Source organism: Prauserella marina, from assembly GCF_002240355.1.
GTDB classification, from domain to species: domain Bacteria; phylum Actinomycetota; class Actinomycetes; order Mycobacteriales; family Pseudonocardiaceae; genus Prauserella_A; species Prauserella_A marina.
In genome coordinates, this window is sequence record NZ_CP016353.1 from 2,232,831 (window position 1) to 2,247,961 (window position 15,131).

At 69.2% G+C, this 15,131-nt stretch carries 15 protein-coding genes and 1 pseudogene; 10 read left to right on the forward strand and 6 right to left on the reverse strand.

The annotated features are described in order from the left end of the window. Positions 1–20 precede the first annotated feature (20 nt). Both BAY61_RS10325 and BAY61_RS10330 read left to right on the forward strand, forming a co-directional pair. Positions 21–233: a hypothetical protein gene (locus tag BAY61_RS10325; RefSeq protein WP_143021313.1), complete on the forward strand. Its 213-nt coding sequence runs from the start codon at positions 21–23 to the stop codon at positions 231–233. A 72-nt stretch (positions 234–305) separates the two neighbouring features. Further along, on the forward strand, positions 306–713 hold the full coding sequence (locus BAY61_RS10330) for a DUF3291 domain-containing protein (RefSeq protein ID WP_091795608.1): 408 nt from the start codon (positions 306–308) through the stop codon (positions 711–713). A 10-nt stretch (positions 714–723) separates the two neighbouring features. On the opposite strand, the gene BAY61_RS10335 is transcribed toward BAY61_RS10330, so the two are convergent. Genes BAY61_RS10335 through BAY61_RS10350 form a run of 4 tightly spaced genes read right to left on the reverse strand, consistent with a single transcriptional unit; the run spans position 724 to position 4,889 of the window. Next, positions 724–1,728 carry a DNA polymerase domain-containing protein gene (locus BAY61_RS10335; protein WP_091798599.1) on the reverse strand — a complete coding sequence of 335 codons (1,005 nt, stop codon included), beginning with the start codon at positions 1,726–1,728 and terminating at the stop codon, positions 724–726. Positions 1,729–1,741: 13 nt separating this feature from the next. Beyond that, positions 1,742–2,818: an ATP-dependent DNA ligase gene (locus BAY61_RS10340; protein WP_091795611.1), complete on the reverse strand. Its 1,077-nt coding sequence runs from the start codon at positions 2,816–2,818 to the stop codon at positions 1,742–1,744. Between the two features lie 51 nt (positions 2,819–2,869). After that, positions 2,870–3,856 (reverse strand): sigma-70 family RNA polymerase sigma factor, encoded by a 987-nt coding sequence (locus tag BAY61_RS10345; RefSeq protein WP_091795614.1) that lies wholly within the window; start codon positions 3,854–3,856, stop codon positions 2,870–2,872. Positions 3,857–3,911: 55 nt separating this feature from the next. Then, on the reverse strand, positions 3,912–4,889 hold the full coding sequence (locus tag BAY61_RS10350) for a GlxA family transcriptional regulator (RefSeq protein WP_091795617.1): 978 nt from the start codon (positions 4,887–4,889) through the stop codon (positions 3,912–3,914). A gap of 70 nt (positions 4,890–4,959) precedes the next feature. Between BAY61_RS10350 and BAY61_RS10355 the strand changes: the two genes are divergently transcribed. From BAY61_RS10355 to BAY61_RS10375, 5 genes are all read left to right on the forward strand, one after another. Then, positions 4,960–5,724 carry an NAD(P)H-dependent oxidoreductase gene (locus BAY61_RS10355; protein ID WP_091798602.1) on the forward strand — a complete coding sequence of 255 codons (765 nt, stop codon included), beginning with the start codon at positions 4,960–4,962 and terminating at the stop codon, positions 5,722–5,724. 165 nt (positions 5,725–5,889) lie between these two features. After that, positions 5,890–6,792: an SDR family NAD(P)-dependent oxidoreductase gene (locus BAY61_RS10360; protein ID WP_091795620.1), complete on the forward strand. Its 903-nt coding sequence runs from the start codon at positions 5,890–5,892 to the stop codon at positions 6,790–6,792. A gap of 29 nt (positions 6,793–6,821) precedes the next feature. Next, on the forward strand, positions 6,822–7,694 hold the full coding sequence (locus tag BAY61_RS10365; RefSeq protein WP_091798604.1) for an amidohydrolase family protein: 873 nt from the start codon (positions 6,822–6,824) through the stop codon (positions 7,692–7,694). Continuing rightward, complete coding sequence (locus tag BAY61_RS10370) at positions 7,691–8,146, forward strand: MaoC family dehydratase (RefSeq protein WP_091795622.1); 456 nt, start codon at positions 7,691–7,693, stop codon at positions 8,144–8,146. The genes BAY61_RS10365 and BAY61_RS10370 overlap by 4 nt, the downstream gene beginning before the upstream one ends. Positions 8,147–8,174: 28 nt before the next feature. Beyond that, entirely contained in the window at positions 8,175–9,725 is a 1,551-nt protein-coding gene (locus tag BAY61_RS10375; protein ID WP_091795625.1) for an AMP-binding protein, read from the forward strand. 202 nt (positions 9,726–9,927) lie between these two features. Here the strand turns inward: BAY61_RS10375 and BAY61_RS10380 are convergent, their stop codons facing one another. Together BAY61_RS10380 and BAY61_RS10385 are read right to left on the reverse strand one after the other, a co-directional pair. Further along, a complete protein-coding gene (locus tag BAY61_RS10380; protein WP_091795628.1) occupies positions 9,928–10,683 on the reverse strand; it encodes a maleylpyruvate isomerase family mycothiol-dependent enzyme in 756 nt (251 codons plus the stop codon). A 108-nt stretch (positions 10,684–10,791) separates the two neighbouring features. Beyond that, positions 10,792–11,718 (reverse strand): annotated as a pseudogene (locus BAY61_RS10385) (cupin domain-containing protein); the annotation flags it as partial. A 311-nt stretch (positions 11,719–12,029) separates the two neighbouring features. Between BAY61_RS10385 and BAY61_RS10390 the strand changes: the two are divergent. The 3 genes from BAY61_RS10390 to BAY61_RS10400 all read left to right on the forward strand — a co-directional run bounded on the left by BAY61_RS10390 (position 12,030) and on the right by BAY61_RS10400 (position 15,092). Continuing rightward, positions 12,030–13,232, forward strand: a complete 1,203-nt coding sequence (locus BAY61_RS10390; RefSeq protein WP_091795634.1) for an MBL fold metallo-hydrolase — start codon at positions 12,030–12,032, stop codon at positions 13,230–13,232. A gap of 89 nt (positions 13,233–13,321) precedes the next feature. Next, positions 13,322–14,461: a CapA family protein gene (locus BAY61_RS10395; RefSeq protein ID WP_091795637.1), complete on the forward strand. Its 1,140-nt coding sequence runs from the start codon at positions 13,322–13,324 to the stop codon at positions 14,459–14,461. A gap of 118 nt (positions 14,462–14,579) precedes the next feature. Next, complete coding sequence (locus BAY61_RS10400) at positions 14,580–15,092, forward strand: PH domain-containing protein (protein ID WP_245865965.1); 513 nt, start codon at positions 14,580–14,582, stop codon at positions 15,090–15,092. The last annotated feature ends 39 nt before the right edge of the window (positions 15,093–15,131 follow it).

Sequence of the window (15,131 nt, forward strand, 5' to 3'; positions counted from 1 at the left end):
GCCGGGCACAGCCGATGGACATGAGCGAGAAGCCAGAGGACTGGCGGCACGATCCGGACGGCGAAGGGCTGCCACAGCGGCTCGGCGACGGGGCCAGGTTGATGGCGAGGCACCTGCGGGAGGGCCGCCCCGGCGATGCCCTCGACATCGTCGACGCGCTGATCGCCGAGCTCCAGGGCTGGCGCGACACCCTGAGCGAGCAGGTCAACGACGACGACGGCGGGCTGCCCTGACGTCATGCGGTGGACAGGTCAGTGGATAGCAGATAGTGTCACTATCTACTAGCTGACGACAGGGGAGGACCCATGCCCACCACATCGTGGCTGACACCGCGGCGCCCGGAGCAGGACGCCGAGGCCGTCGTGCTGGCGTCATTACTGGAAGTCAAGTCCCTCCGGCACGTACCGGGCTTTCTCGCGGCCTCGCTGCGGGTGTGGCTACAGGTGCGCGGGTCGGAAGGAGCCTGGGGAGTGTCCCTGCGGGCCCAGCCGTTGCGGCGCAGATTCTGGACCCTTTCGGCCTGGCGCGACAGAGAATCGCTCGAACGGTTCGTCAGAACCGAACCACACGTCTCGATCATGCGCCGCCAGCACGACGTGATGCGCGAGGCCGTGTTCACCGAGTGGACCGTACCCGCGAGTGACCTCCCGATCACGTGGAAGGACGCGACGGAACGGGTCGAGCGACGGCGGAAGGGCTCGCGTGCGGCGTAACCCTTGGTCTTCAGGTGCTTTTGGCTCTGCTCGGCGCGACGCGCGGCGGTTCGCCCGGTTGCTTCGGGTACACGGGAGGCCACGGCGCGTCCATCAACCCGGACGCCAAGTCCTTTCGCGACTGTTCCAGCAGCGGTTCCAGTGACTGTGGCCGGTCGTTGATGCCCTCCCACGGGTCGCCGCGTTCGGCGAGCAGCGCGGGCACGGTGGCGATCGTCAGCGCGTCCTGATCGAGACCGTCCACATCGGTCCACGCGACCGGGGTGGAGACCTGTGCCCCGGCCCTCGGCCGGACACACCACGCGCCGAACACCGTCCGGTGTGGAGCGTTCTGGTTGAAGTCGACGAAAACCCGGCTGCCCCGCTCTTCCTTCCACCATTGAGCGGTGATGAGGCCGGAGTGCCGCCGCTCCAGTTCGCGGGCGAGCGCCACCGCACCGGCCCTGACCTCGTAGCTGTTCCACCGGGGTTCGAGCCTGACGTAGACGTGCAGGCCCCTGGAGCCGCTGGTCTTGAGGTGAGCCTCGATGCCGTACTCGGCGAGTAGTTCCCTTGTCAGCACCGCGGTTTGCCGGACGTCGTCGAAGGTGACGCCCGGCGAGGGGTCGAGGTCGACGCGCAGTTCGTCGGTGACCTCCGGCGTCGCCGCGTGATAGGGCCACACGTGAAAGCCCAGACAGCCGAGGTTGACCGCCCACAGTATGTGGGCGAGATCGGCGGCGACGAGCGCGTCGCTCGTGGTGCCGTTGGGAGTGCTGACGACCGTGGTGGTCAGCCAGTCCGGTACCGACTTCGGCACCCGCTTCTGGAACCACGACTTACCGCCCGCGCCCGCCGGGTAGCGCTCCATCAGCAGCGGCCGCCCGCGCAGGGTCTCCAGCAGCGGGCCCGCGACGGCCTGGTAGTAGCGCACCAGGTCCAATTTGGTCTCCCCCCGCTGGGGGAAGAACACCTTGTCAGGACTGGAAACGGTGACCTCGGTGCCGTCGACGTCCAGCGAGATCCGTTCACTCATGGTCGCACCCGTCTCACGTTCCGGCTTCACTGAACAACGAGGCCAGCTCCGCTGGAGGCACCTCGTCGAGCTGAGCGTAAGTGCAGGATTCCGGTGTGCGGTCCGGCCGGAACCGCACGAGGCGGCCACCGTGCCGGAACCGGCCGCCCTGCACGTGTTCGTAGCGCACCTCGGCGACGAGTTCGGTCCGCACCGGTTCCCAGGAAAGGTCCTTGCCGACTGCCCACCTGCTGCCTCCACCCGGCATCCGGCCACCGGCCTCGGCGTGTGCCTCGGCCCAGTCGCGCCACGGATGCCGCTCCAGCGCGTTCTCCCGCAGCGGCGCCAGTTCGGTGACCAGTTCGGTGCGTCGTTTCGCCGCGAATCCACTCGCGACACCCACGTGGTTCAGGACACCTTGCTCGTCGAAGAGGCCAAGCAGCAGCGAGCCGATGCCCTCGCCGTCCTTGTGCCACCGGAAACCGGCGACGACGCAGTCGGCGGTGCGTTCGTGCTTGACCTTCCACATCACCCTGCGGTCCTGTTCGTAAGGCAGGTCGGTGGGTTTGGCCATCACGCCGTCGAAGCCGGCGCCCTCGAAGCGGGTGAACCAGTCGCTCGCGACGCCGGGGTCGGTGGTGAGCGGAGTCAGGTGGACCCTGGCGGGCGCCGTGCCGAGGATGCCTTCCAGTAGTTCTCGCCTGCGCGAAAATGGTTCCGAGGTCAGATCGTCGTCGCCCAGCGCGAGCAGGTCGAACGCGACAAAGCTGGCCGGTGTCTCTCCGGCCAGCTTCTTCACTCGCGACGCCGCGGGATGCAATCGCAGTTGCAGCGCGCCGAAATCGAGACCGCCTTCGGTGACGATGACGACCTCACCGTCGACGACGCACCGCCGGGGCAGTGCCTCGGCCAGCAACTCGACGAGTTCGGGGAAGTATCTCGTCAGTGGCCGGTCGTTGCGCGAACCCAGCTCGATCTCGTCGCCGTCGCGGAACACGACGCAGCGGAAACCGTCCCATTTGGGCTCATAGGCCAGCTGGGGGCCACGAGGCATCTCGCGCACCAGCGTGGCGAGCATCGGTTTCACCGGTGGTTGAACGGGCAGGTCCACGCATCGATCCTATGACCTGCCCGATCGGAAGGCACCCTTTCGCAGCCTGGCTCAGCTGGCCCATTCCAGCAGCGGCTTACGGTGCTGCGCGTCGCGCAGCACCTCCATGCCGCGCTGCTCCAGCGTGCGAACCCGCTTGCGGGTGACGCTGAGCCGTTGTGCGATTTCCGGCACGGTGTGCGGGTGGCCGTCGGTGAGGCCGTACCGCAGCGACAGCACCGAGGCTTCCAGCGCGGGAAGCGTGTCGAGTGCCGCGTGCAGGTCGGCGACCATGCCCTGGTACTCCAGCGCCTCGCCGACTCCCGGTACGGAGTCGGCGGCGACCAGGTCGCCGAGCTTGAGCTCGCCGTCCTCGTCGAGCGGGACGTCGAGGCTCACCGTGGACTGCCCCGCCCTTCGCAGCGCCACCACGCGCTCCACCGGCATGTTCGCCGCCGCTGCCAGCTCCTCCACGCTGGGGTCCTGCTGGCTTTGTGCTTGCAGGTTGCGTTCGAGCCGGTCGAGCTTGGCGAGCTGCTCGGCCGTGTGCATCGGCAGCCGGATGGTGCTGGCCTGGAAGGCGTTGCCCCGCTGGATGGCCTGCCTGATCCACCACATGGCATAGGTGGAGAACTTGAAGCCCTTGGCGTAGTCGAATTTCTCGACCGCGCGGATCAAGCCCAGGTTGCCCTCCTGGATGGCGTCGAGCAGGGGCAGCTTCATGTTGCGGTTCTTGCGGGCCGCGGTCACCACGAGGCGCAGGTTCGCCCGCACCATGTGGTCCTTGGCCAGCAGGCCGTCTCTTGCCACCGTTTCGAGGTCGCGACGGCCCGCCGCCGGTTCTTCCTCACCCGCGTCGGCCTTGCGGAGGAGTTCGGCCGCGAAGACCCCGGCCTCGATGCGCTTGGCGAGGTCGACCTCTTCCGTCGCCGTGAGCAACGGCGTCGTACCGATCTCGTCGAGGTAAGCTCGGACGAGGTCGGGTTCCTCGCTGGCACCGTGCCCCGCGCGCCGTCGGGTCGTCGCGGGCTTCGAAGTCGTCGACGTCGTCGACGTCATAGTCGCGTTTGCCAATCGTTGTCACCCCTTCCCGTTATGACAACGCTTTTCAAGGTCACTTGATTCCGCCACGGAACGTGCCGCGGTAAGCACTCGGTGATACTCCGAGTGCGGCATTCAGATGTTGCCGCAACGATGCGGCCGTGCCGAATCCCGCTTCGCTCGCGATCCGGTCGATGGGCAGATCGGTCTGCTCAAGCAGGTGGCGGGCTCGTTCAATGCGCTGCTGGGTGAGCCACTGCACGGGAGACATCCCGACTTCGTCCCGGAATCGCCGGGTGAAGGTGCGGGTGCTCATGGATTCCCGGTCGGCCAACTCTGTCAACGAGACCGGGCGGTGCAATTGTTCCACAGCCCACGCCCTCGCCGCAGCGGTCGAGGAGATGCCGGGCTCCGGAACGGGCCTCGTCACGTACTGGGCCTGGCCTCCCTCTCGGTGCGGAGGCACGACTGTGCGCCGCGCCACTTCGTTGGCGACCGCCGCGCCGTGCTCGCGGCGGATGAGGTGCAGGCACAGGTCGATGCCGGCGGCCTCGCCCGCCGAGGTCAGGATGTCTCCCTCGTCGACGTAGAGCACGCCGGGGTCGAGTTCGATCAGCGGGAAACGGCGCCGGAAGTCGTCGGCGGAGTTCCAGTGCGTCGTGGCCTTCCTACCGTCGAGCAGTCCGGCCGCCGCGAGGACGTAGGCGCCCGTGCAGATCGAGGCGATCGTCGTGCCCTGCTTGATCGCGGCGATGGCCGCCGCCAGAGCGGGAGCGAGGTTTCCGCTGGCCTCGGTCTCGTCGGCGGCGTGGCTCGCGGGAATGACGACCGTCGCGGCCTCGGCGAGTGTCTCGATGCCGTTGCCGACGTGGATCGAGAAGTCGGCGTTCGTGTGGATCTCACCGGGAGTCACCGCGCAGGTACGCACGTCGTACAGCCGCGTGCCCTCCGGCGAGCGGGCGGCCCCGAAGATCTGGTGAACCAGTCCCAGTTCCATGGGCATGACGCCGTCCCTCGCGAGGACCGCGACGATGTGGGGCGAACCGCTCATGGCCCGATCCTTTCACATGTTGTCAATCGGGCCACTCGTCGTCGTGGTCCGGTCACCGCACGCTGGTGTCATGAACGTGTTGTGGATCTACGCCCACCCCGAGGAACGGTCGCTGAGCGGGTCGCTCAAGGACGAGGGCATCGCCGCGTTGCGCGAGGCGGGACACGAGGTGCGCCTGCGCGACCTGTACGCCATGAAGTGGAACCCGGTCGTCGACGCGGCCGACTTCGGGCAGGAACCGGACCGGCGGCTGCTTGTCGGTGAGGCGTCGAAGCGAGCCAACACCGAGGGAACGCTGAGCGCCGACATCCGAGCCGAGCACGAGCACATCCGGTGGGCCGACACGATCGTCACGCAGTTCCCGCTGTGGTGGCTCGGCCCGCCCGCGATCCTCAAGGGCTGGTTCGACAGGGTGCTGCTCAACGGCTTCGCCTTCGGCGTGAAGGACGAGTATGGGCACACCCTGCGCTATGGCGACGGCGGGCTGGCGGGCAAACGGGCGATGGTGATCACCACGATCGGCGCGAGGGAAGCGAGTTTCGGGCCGAGGGGTATTCACGGCGCGCTCGACGATGTGTTGTTTCCCTTGCAGCACGGGCTCTTCTGGTACACCGGGATGGCGGCGCTGCCTCCGGTCGCCATTTACGGCGCGGACCGGGCGTGTGAGCAGGACTTCGCCCGCGAGGCCCTGCGGCTGCGGCGCCGGCTGCTCGCGATGCCGGAGGAGCGGCCGATCGCGTTCCGGCACCAGGACGGCGGCGACTACGACGAGAACCTGGTGCTGCGCCCCCATGTCGCGCCAGGGCAGGCGGGTCTTGGTGTCCACTACGCCTGAGTGCCCCGCGAGTCCCCCGTCCAGGGCGCCGAGATCCGCGTTCCGGGCCGCGAGATCCGCACCCCGGACGCCGAGATCCGCGTTCCGGCACCGGTTGACAACCGGAACCGATGATGAGTAAACCTTGATATCAGGAAACCTGAAATCAAGGGAGGCGGTCGACCGATGGACCTCAGCGGCAGGGTCGCGATCGTGACCGGCGGGGGCAGGGGGCTCGGTCTCGCCTATGCCGAGGCACTGGCCGGGGCGGGCGCGGCGGTGGTCGTCAACGACCTCGACCCGGCGTCGGCCGAGGACACGGCCGCCGGGATCGTCGAGGCGGGAGGCAAGGCCGTCGCGCACGCCGGTGCCATCGGCGGAGCCGAGGTGGCCGACGCGCTCGTGGAGAGGGCGGTCGCCGAGTTCGGCAGGCTCGACGTGCTGGTGACCAACGCTGGAGTGCTGCGCGACAAGGTGCTCTGGAAGATGACGGACGACGACTTCGACACCGTCGTCGACGTGCATTTGCGCGGGACGTTCACGTGTGCGCGAGCGGCGGCGAGGCAGCTCAGGACGCAGGGCGAGGGCGGTCGGCTGATCCTCGTCGGTTCGCCGGCGGGCCAGCGGGGAAACTTCGGGCAGACCAACTACTCGGCGGCGAAAGCGGGCATCGCCGCGTTCGCCCGCACCTGGTCGATGGAACTGGCCCGCGCCGAGATCACCGTCAACGCCGTCATCCCCGTCGCGGCGACCGCCATGACGGAAACGATTCCCGCGCTCAGGGGATACGCCGAGGCGATCAGAGCGGGGGAGCCGGTGCCGTCGTTCGCGAGGACCGCGCTGGCGTTCGGCACCCCTGAGGACGCGGCGGGACTCGTCGTGTTTCTCGCCTCGGCCGAGGCCGCCGGGATCACCGGCCAGTGCGTCGGCATCGGCGGCGACCGGCTTTCGCTGTGGTCGCACCCTCGGCAGGTTGCCGCGGCCTACGCCGATGGCGGCTGGTCCGCCGACGACATCGCCGCCGCGTGGAGCACCACCGTGGGCGCGCAACCGCAGAGCGTCGGCGAGAACCTGCCGGAGCCACGATGACCGCGGAGACCACAGTGGATCGCACCACAATGGATCCCGCGAAGCTGAAGGCGATCGACGTGCACGTGCACGTCGAAACCGATGGCAACGGCCACTTTTCCCTTCCCAATGCCTACCTCGCCGCGTCCGCGCACCATTTCGGATCCGAGCACAGGGCGCCCACCCTCGCCGACACCGCCGACTACTACCGGCAGCGGGACCTGGGCGCGGTCGTGTTCACGGTGGACATCGAGTCCAGCACGGGGCATCCCGCGCTGTCCCAGGAGAACATCGCGCAGGTCGCGGCGGACAACGCCGACGTGCTCATTCCCTTCGCCAGTGTCGACCCCGCGAAGGGGGTCGCGGGGGCGCGCCGGTTCAGGACACTGGTGACCGAACACGGAATGCGCGGCCTGAAGTTCCATCCGAGCATCCAAAACTTCGCGCCCGACGACGGCAGTGCCTATCCGTTGCTGGAGGTCGCGCAAGAACTTGGCGTGCCCGCGGTATTCCACACCGGACAGACCGGAATCGGAGCGGGAATGCCCGGTGGGGGCGGGATCAAACTGGCGCTGTCCAACCCGATGCTGCTGGACGAGGTGGCCGTCACCTTCCCCGGCCTGAAGATCGTCATGGCGCATCCGTCGTTCCCGTGGCAGGACGAGGCGCTCGCCGTCGCGATGCACAAGCCCAATGTCCACATCGACCTCTCGGGATGGTCGCCGAAGTACTTCCCGCCTCAGCTCGTGCGCTACGCCAACAGTCTGCTTCAGGACAAGGTCCTCTTCGGATCCGACTATCCGCTCATCACACCGGACCGGTGGCTGAGCGACTTCGAACGGCTCGACATCAAACCCCACGTGCGACCCAAGATCTACAAGGACAACGCGGTGGCACTGCTCGGACTGGGAGAAGGACAATGACCACAACGGTGACCATCGCCGATCTCGACGGCATGGCGGGAACCGACCTCGGGCACAGCGGGTGGCTCACCGTCGGCCAGGAGCGCATCGACACCTTCGCCGAAGCCACCGGCGACCATCAGTGGATTCACGTCGACGAGGAGAAAGCCAAGGACGGACCGTTCGGCGGCACCATCGCACACGGCTACCTCACCCTGTCCCTCGTCATTCCGTTGTGGACGGAACTGCTGGATGTCGCGGACGCGAACACCAAGGTGAACTACGGGCTCGACAAGGTGCGGTTCCCCTCGCCGGTGCGCGCGGGTTCGCGAGTCAGGGCATCGGGAAAGCTCGTCTCCGTTGAACACCTCGCGGGCGAAGGTGTCCAGCTCACCGTGGACCTCACCGTCCACATCGAACACGAGGACAAACCGGCCTGCGTCGCGCGGCCCGTATTTCGTTTCTATCGCTGAGGATCGTTCCGGCTCACGAGGAGTCCCGATGAACTATCACAGCCCGCTACCGGACATCTCGGTGCCCGGCGCCACCCTCACCGAATATGTGCTCGGCGAGGCGGAGCGATTCGGTGACGCGCCCGCGCTCGTCGACGGCGTCACCGGTGAAACAATCGGTTACCGCGAACTGGCAAGGCAGGTCGCCGAGGGCGCGGCAGGGCTCGCCGCGCTCGGCGTCGGGGAGGGCGACGTCGTGGCGGTCATGAGCCACAACCAGCCGCGCTACGCCGTCGCCGTGCACGCGGTGCTGACGGCGGGCGCCGCCGTCGCGCCGGTCAATCCCGTGCTCACCCCCGGCGAGGTCGGCGGCCTGCTCACGGCCGCGAAGGCGTCGGTGCTCATCACCTCGGCCGAAGCGGCGGAGAAAGCCGTCGCCGCGGCGACGGCCGCCGGGCTGCGGCACGTCATCGTGTTCGGGCGGCATCCGGGCGCGCGCTCCTTCGACGACGTACTCGCGTCGCAGGCGCCGCCCCCGCGCGCTGACATCGACCCGGCGGCGGCGCTGGCGATACTTCCGTTCTCAAGCGGGACGACCGGAAAACCGAAGGGCGTCAGGCTGACCCACCGCAATCTCGTCGCCAACCTCGCGCAGACCAGGGTGGGCTGGCGGATCACGAACTCCGACGTCATGGCGGCGGTGCTGCCGTTCTTCCACATCTACGGATTCACGATCATCCTCAACTCGGGACTACTCGGCGGCGCGACCGTGCTGACCCTGCCGAGGTTCGAGCCGCAGAGCTACCTCGACGCCCTCGCGCAACACCGCGTCACCAGAGCCTATTTCGCGCCGCCCATGGTGCTCGCGCTCGCCGAGGCACCAGGAGTGGAGCGACGAGATCTCAGCGCGCTGCGGTACGCCTTCTGTGGCGCGGCGCCGCTCGACACCGGGGCCACCGAACGCGCGCAGGACCGCCTCGGCTGCCGGATCCGCCAGGGATACGGGATGACGGAGGCGAGCCCGGGAACCCATCAGGTGTTCGAAGAGGAGTTCGCGCGGACTCCGCCGGGCAGCGTCGGCGTGCTCTCGCCGAGCACGCTCGCCAGGCTCGTCCGGCCGGGCACCGACGAGGACGTCGCCGAAGGGCACACCGGCGAGCTGCTCGTCAGCGGGCCACAGGTGATGGCGGGCTACCTCGACGACCCTGAGGCGACCGCGGCGACCATCACCGGGAAATGGCTGCATACCGGGGATCTCGCCCGCGTCGACGAAGACGGTCTCTTTTGGATCGTCGACCGGCTCAAGGAACTGATCAAGTACAAGGGCTATCAGGTCGCTCCGGCCGAACTCGAATCGGTGCTGCTGGGGCACCCCAGTGTCGCCGACGTCGCGGTGATCGGTGTCGCGCACGCCGAGGGCGGGGAGGCACCGAAGGCGTTCGTGGTGCGTGACGGTGAGCTGGATGCCGCCGAGCTGATGGAGTGGGTCGCCGCCAGGGTCGCGCCGTACAAGAAGGTGAGGGAGGTCGAGTTCGTCGCCGACATCCCGAAGTCGCCGACGGGCAAGATCCTGCGCAGGGTGCTCAAGGAGCGCGGCTAGTTCACGTCGGTGGCTCGGCCCCGGCGGGGTCCTCCGGCGGCCGAATGCGCATCTCGGCGGCCTGGATGCGGACCTCGCGTTTCTGAGTGCGGATCTCGCGTTCCCGAACGCGGATCTCGGCGGGCTGGACGGGGGACTCGCGCTCCTGGGCGGGGGACTCGCATGCGGCGGCCAGCGCCGTACCCGACTGCTCGCGACTCGGCTACCAGCGCACCCGCAGCAGCCTCGGCCACTCGGCGACCACGGCATCGTCGCCTTCCACGTGCAGGGGTGCCAGCGGGGCCCGGTTCCACAAGGCGAGGTACAGCTCCTCCGCGCTTCCGCGCAACACGGTGTCGGGCGGCTGTCCCGGTTCGTCCTTGCTCGCGGTCGGCCGGTTGCCCGGCGTGAGGCGCAACGTCCAGTGCGTCCCGGCGTCGGCGGCCGTCACCCGCACGATGCGGGCCGGGTCGGCACTCACCTTGCGGGAGCGCACCGCGAAGCAGGTCAGCAGCTCGTCGATGCCGTCGGCCGCGAGATCGGTGCCCACCTTGGTCGGCGTCCCGCTCGCCAGCTCCACGTCGACCCTGTGCACGGTCGTCTCGTGCGCCTGCCTGCGGGCCCAGTGCGCGAGCGGGTTCGGCGCGGCGAGGAACGTCCAGCACTCCAGCGATTCCGGCGCGGAACGCAAGGCCCCGACGAGCGCGGCGTGCCCTTCGAGGAACCAGGCCACCAGCCCGGTGTCACCGGGAAGCGAGTCGGAGATGTCGTGTGGTTCCACCAGTTCGAGTGGTTCGGCGCGGCCGGTGGCGACGAACGTCGTCGCCCACCTGTGCACGCCGCCGGTGTGCAGCAGCACGTCCCTGACCCGCCATCCGGGGCAGGACGGCACCTCGGCGTCCAGTCCGGCGAGTGCCGCCGCGTCGGCCAGCGTCGTTCCTGCTTCGTCCAGTGCGGCTACCAGCGTGGGGACGTCCATCGCGGCAGTATGTCAGTTTCCCGCCGCCGAATCCGCGTTCGCGCCGACGAGAATTTTCCCGTCGGCCGTGTGCTGGGGACCGCCGGGGCTGCCGGACCCGGTGTCGTCGCGGTAGCCGCGCGGGCTGACGCCCCGCACGCGCTTGAACGCCGCGCTCAGCGCGAATCCGCTGCCGTAGCCCACCTTTCTCGCCACGGCGTCGACCGTGTTGCCCGGCTCGCGGAGCAGGTCGGCGGCCATGGCAAGCCGCCAGCCGGTGAGGTAGGCCATCGCGGGTTCACCGACGAGCGCGGTGAACCGCCTGCCGAGCACGGCGCGGGAGGTACCGGCCTTGGCGGCCAGTTCGGCCACCGTCCACGGGTGAGCCGGGTTGGCGTGCAGCAGCCGCAGCGCGGCGCCGACGACCGGGTCACTGTGCGCGCGGTACCAGGCGGGAGCGCTGGATTCCGGCCTGGCGAACCACTCCCGCAGCGCCGCGATGAGCAGCAGGTCGAGCAGCCGGTCCAGTACGACCTCCTGGCCGGGCTCCGCTCTGCCGATTTCCGTCGCCAGCAGCGGAACAAGCGGAGAGTCCCAGGTCTGGTGACTGATGACCAGGCGGGGCGGCAGCGCGTCGAGCAGTCTGCCGCTGATCTCACCCGGCACGTCGTAGGTGCCGATGAGCATCACGTCGGATCCGCCGTCGGCCGATCCGGTGCCCCACGTGCGCACGCCGAGGTCGAGGGTTTCGCACAGCGGATCGCCGGTGGTGCTCGTGCTGCGCTGCCCTTGATGGACCACGATCGTCGGTTCGGTGTCCGGCCGGTCGGCGACGATGTAGGGATCGGGGCCGCGCAGGATGGCGACGTCCCTTTCCCGCAGCTGGACGGGCTCCGCGTCGTCGGGAACGAGCCAGCCCTGCCCCCGCGCCATCGCGAGCACGGTCAGCGGGGCGCGATCGCGCACCCGCACCGACCACGGCGGGTCGAACACGGAGCGAAGCAGGAACGCCCCCTGTGCCCGGGGACCGTCCAGCAGGCGAGCCAGCGCGTCCATCGCTCCAGCCTAGCGAGGAAGGCTCCGGTCAGGCCGGCGAACACCGGCCACGTCTGTCCGGCCCGGCGCGCGGTGATCGCCTGGTCACGGGCCGCTTCCGCGCGGGAAGCGGGTGCCCTCCGACCGGCCGGTACCGCCGAGAGCGGCTTCCGGCTCCGTCGCCGGAAGCAGGGCACAAACCGAGGCGGCAGCGGATTTCGCCACTTGCCCAGGCTGCGGCCTCACCCGGTGCGGGGCACGATGTTGCCCCTGAGGCCGCGAGGGGAACCCCATGGGCGGACCACACGTTTTCCTGGCGAGGGGTGACAGTGATGGCGAAGCGTGATCGGACGGGGTCGGTAAAAACGGTGGGTACGACGAAAACGGCGCGGAGCGGGAAAGTACGGCGAAGCGGGAGCCCCGCACCAGGGCGGGCCGCGCCGTGGCTGCTGACCTCACTGCTCGCCGGGGCGGGTGCGGTCGCGGCCACCGGGATCGGGCTGGCTACGAGGGGTCTGCTGCCCGCGCTGGGTGGCAAGCCGGTTCCCTCGGATCTGCTGAGGTCTCCGCAGTTCCACGAGGGGGTCTTCCGCAACGTCTCGGCCGCGCGCCCGCTTCCGCCCGGCAGCGCGGGAGGCGCGGCTCGCGAATTCCTGTTCGGTGGCCAGCCACGACGGCCGAAAGGCCCGGTCCCACTGGTTCCGCCGCGTGGCCCCGCTCCGGCCGATGGCGTGCACGTCACGTGGTTCGGGCACGCGTCGTCACTGGTGGAACTCGACGGAAAGCGGGTGCTCATCGATCCGGTGTGGAGTGACCGGGTCTCGCCGTCCCGTGTGGTGGGACCGAAGCGCCTGCACCCGGTGCCACACCGGCTCGACGACGTCCCCGACGTCGACGCGATCATCATCTCGCACGATCACTACGACCATCTCGACCTGCCGACCGTGCTGGAACTGACGCGAGCACGGCAGGCGCCGTTCGTCGTTCCGCTCGGGGTCGGAGCGCACCTGCGCAAATGGAGGGTGCCGGATTCGCGCATCGTCGAACTGGACTGGGGCGACTCCACCACGATCGGCGAGCTGACGATCACGGCGACACCGGCACAGCACTTCTCGGGAAGGGCTTTCCAGCGCAACAACACGCTGTGGGCGTCATGGGTCGTCGCCGCGCCCCGGCATCGCGTGTTCTACAGCGGTGACACCGGTTACTTCGGCGGTTTCGCCACGATCGGCGAGCAGTTCGGGCCTTTCGACGCGACGCTCATCCAGATCGGCGCGTACGCGCCTGGCTGGCCGGACATCCACATGACACCGGAGGAAGGCGTCGCGACCCATCTCGACGTCCGCGGCGGGGTGCTCGTCCCGGTGCACTGGGCGACGTTCAACCTCGCTCCGCACGCGTGGGGAGAACCGGTGGAGCGCGCGTGGAAGGAAGCCAAGGCACACGACGTGAAGCTGGCCGTCCCCCGGCCTGGCGAGCGCATCGACGTGGCGGCGCCCGCACAGGTCGACGGCTGGTGGAAGGCGCTGGGCTGACCTCGCCACACCCGCTCCGGGCGTGCGATGCTCACGGTCGGTAACCAGGCAGGATGGCGGCACCCGCTCCGAAAGGCTGAGTCGATCCCATGCCCCGTCCCGCCACCAGTACCGCCTGCGCGGTGCTGGGCGCCGCGTTGCTGCTGACCTCGTGTGGTTCGGCGGAGGAGCCTCCGTCGCCGGTCGTGTCGAGTCCGGCCGACGCGGCGCCAGCCGTTCCCGACTCGTTCACCGTCGTCGCGACCGGCGACATCCTCATTCATCCGCCACTGACCGAGCAGGCCCAGCAGGACGCGGAACAGGCGGAGCTCGGCGAGGAATTCGACTACCGCCCGCTGTTCGAGGGCGTGCGGCCGCTGGTGTCCAAAGCGGATCTCGCGTTGTGCCACCTCGAAGTGCCGCTTTCGCCGGAAGGCGGTCCCTACAGCGGCTACCCGCAGTTCAGTGCCCCGCCGGAACTCGCGGCCGGGCTCGCCGATGTCGGCTACGACGGCTGTTCCACCGCCTCCAACCACACGCTCGACCAGGGACCGGACGGCGTGACGAGCACGCTGGACGCGCTCGACGCGGCTGGTCTCGACCACACCGGCGCGGCCCGCAGCGAGCAGGAGGCCGCGACGCCGACGGTGTACGACGTGGGTGGCGTCAAGGTCGGCCAGGTGTCGTTCACCTTTGGCTTCAACGGGTTCGAGCTGCCCGCCGACCAGCCGTGGCTGTCGAACCAGCTCGATCCCGACGCCGTGGTCGAGGCGGCGGAGGCGGCCGGCGAGGCCGGTGCGGAGGTGGTGATCGCCAGCCTGCACTGGGGTGCCGAGTACCAGCACGATCCGACCGAGGAGCAACAGCAGCTCGCCGAGCGGTTGCTGGGCGAGGACTCGATCGACCTGATCATCGGGCACCACGCGCACGTCGTGCAGCCCTTCGAGCGCATCGGCGACGAGTGGGTCGCCTACGGTCTCGGCAACTCCGTCGCGCGGCACGAGGAGCCGAAGGGCGTTTCGGAGGAAGGGGTCGCCGCGCGGTTCCGGTTCAGCAAGCAGGGCGAGCGCTGGACGGTCGACCAGGCGGAATACGTACCGACGCTGGTCGAGCTCGGCCCGCCGATCCGGCTGACGGACCTCACCACCGCGGCCGCGACGCCGCGCCGGACGGAAGCGCTCGAACGCACCGACGACGTGGTGCTGAGCCGGGGCGGCGCGGAGGACGGCCTCGTGCGGTCCGGTTCCTGACCGAGGACACGACGGAAATCGGCGACGGCTTCCGGTGTTAGCCTCCCTTCACCCGCACAGGGGACGCGAGTGAACACGCTGCCAAGTGGCTCTCAAGCCGCTCAGGGGGAGGAGACACGTGTCGGGGAACGAGGACGGCGGCGCGGGACTGCGCCTGCGGCCACCGAGGAACGAAGTCGATCCACGCGCGGTGCGCTGGTGGCGCGCCGGGCTCGCACTGCTGTTCGGAGTACCCGTGCTGGCGCTCGTGGCGCTCGCGGTTTTTCTCTCCGGCGCCCGGTTCTGGCTGCTGGCGCCCGCGGCGGTGCTGCTCGTCGTCGGCGCCGTGGCCACCACACTGCTTCCGCTGTGGTGGTTCAGGGTGCACCGCTGGGAGATCACCGGCGAGGCGGTCTACACGCGGACCGGGTTCTTCTGGCAGGAATGGCGGGTCGCGCCGATGTCACGCATCCAGACCGTGGACACCCAGCGAGGACCGCTGGAGCAGTTCTTCGGCCTCGCCACCGTCACCGTCACCACCGCTTCGGCCAAGGGGGCCGTGACCGTGCCAGGTCTCGACCACGAGCTGGCGGCCGAACTTGCCCAGCAGCTCACCGAGACGACGCAGGCCACTCCCGGTGATGCCACGTGAGCGAGTGGCGCAAGCTCGACCACCGCACGGTCGCGGTCA

What these genes read in the sequence shown, in the direction of transcription:
- BAY61_RS10390 (WP_091795634.1), top strand. Translation starts at nt 12,030, where the DNA reads ATGGCGAAGCGTGATCGGACGGGGTCGGTAAAAACGGTGGGTACGACG.
- BAY61_RS10355 (WP_091798602.1), top strand. Translation starts at nt 4,960, where the DNA reads ATGAACGTGTTGTGGATCTACGCCCACCCCGAGGAACGGTCGCTGAGC.
- BAY61_RS10350 (WP_091795617.1), bottom strand. Translation starts at nt 4,889, where the DNA reads ATGAGCGGTTCGCCCCACATCGTCGCGGTCCTCGCGAGGGACGGCGTC.
- BAY61_RS10330 (WP_091795608.1), top strand. Translation starts at nt 306, where the DNA reads ATGCCCACCACATCGTGGCTGACACCGCGGCGCCCGGAGCAGGACGCC.
- BAY61_RS10360 (WP_091795620.1), top strand. Translation starts at nt 5,890, where the DNA reads ATGGACCTCAGCGGCAGGGTCGCGATCGTGACCGGCGGGGGCAGGGGG.
- BAY61_RS10395 (WP_091795637.1), top strand. Translation starts at nt 13,322, where the DNA reads ATGCCCCGTCCCGCCACCAGTACCGCCTGCGCGGTGCTGGGCGCCGCG.
- BAY61_RS10375 (WP_091795625.1), top strand. Translation starts at nt 8,175, where the DNA reads ATGAACTATCACAGCCCGCTACCGGACATCTCGGTGCCCGGCGCCACC.
- BAY61_RS10335 (WP_091798599.1), bottom strand. Translation starts at nt 1,728, where the DNA reads ATGAGTGAACGGATCTCGCTGGACGTCGACGGCACCGAGGTCACCGTT.
- BAY61_RS10380 (WP_091795628.1), bottom strand. Translation starts at nt 10,683, where the DNA reads ATGGACGTCCCCACGCTGGTAGCCGCACTGGACGAAGCAGGAACGACG.
- BAY61_RS10370 (WP_091795622.1), top strand. Translation starts at nt 7,691, where the DNA reads ATGACCACAACGGTGACCATCGCCGATCTCGACGGCATGGCGGGAACC.
- BAY61_RS10365 (WP_091798604.1), top strand. Translation starts at nt 6,822, where the DNA reads ATGGATCCCGCGAAGCTGAAGGCGATCGACGTGCACGTGCACGTCGAA.
- BAY61_RS10325 (WP_143021313.1), top strand. Translation starts at nt 21, where the DNA reads ATGAGCGAGAAGCCAGAGGACTGGCGGCACGATCCGGACGGCGAAGGG.
- BAY61_RS10345 (WP_091795614.1), bottom strand. Translation starts at nt 3,856, where the DNA reads ATGACGTCGACGACGTCGACGACTTCGAAGCCCGCGACGACCCGACGG.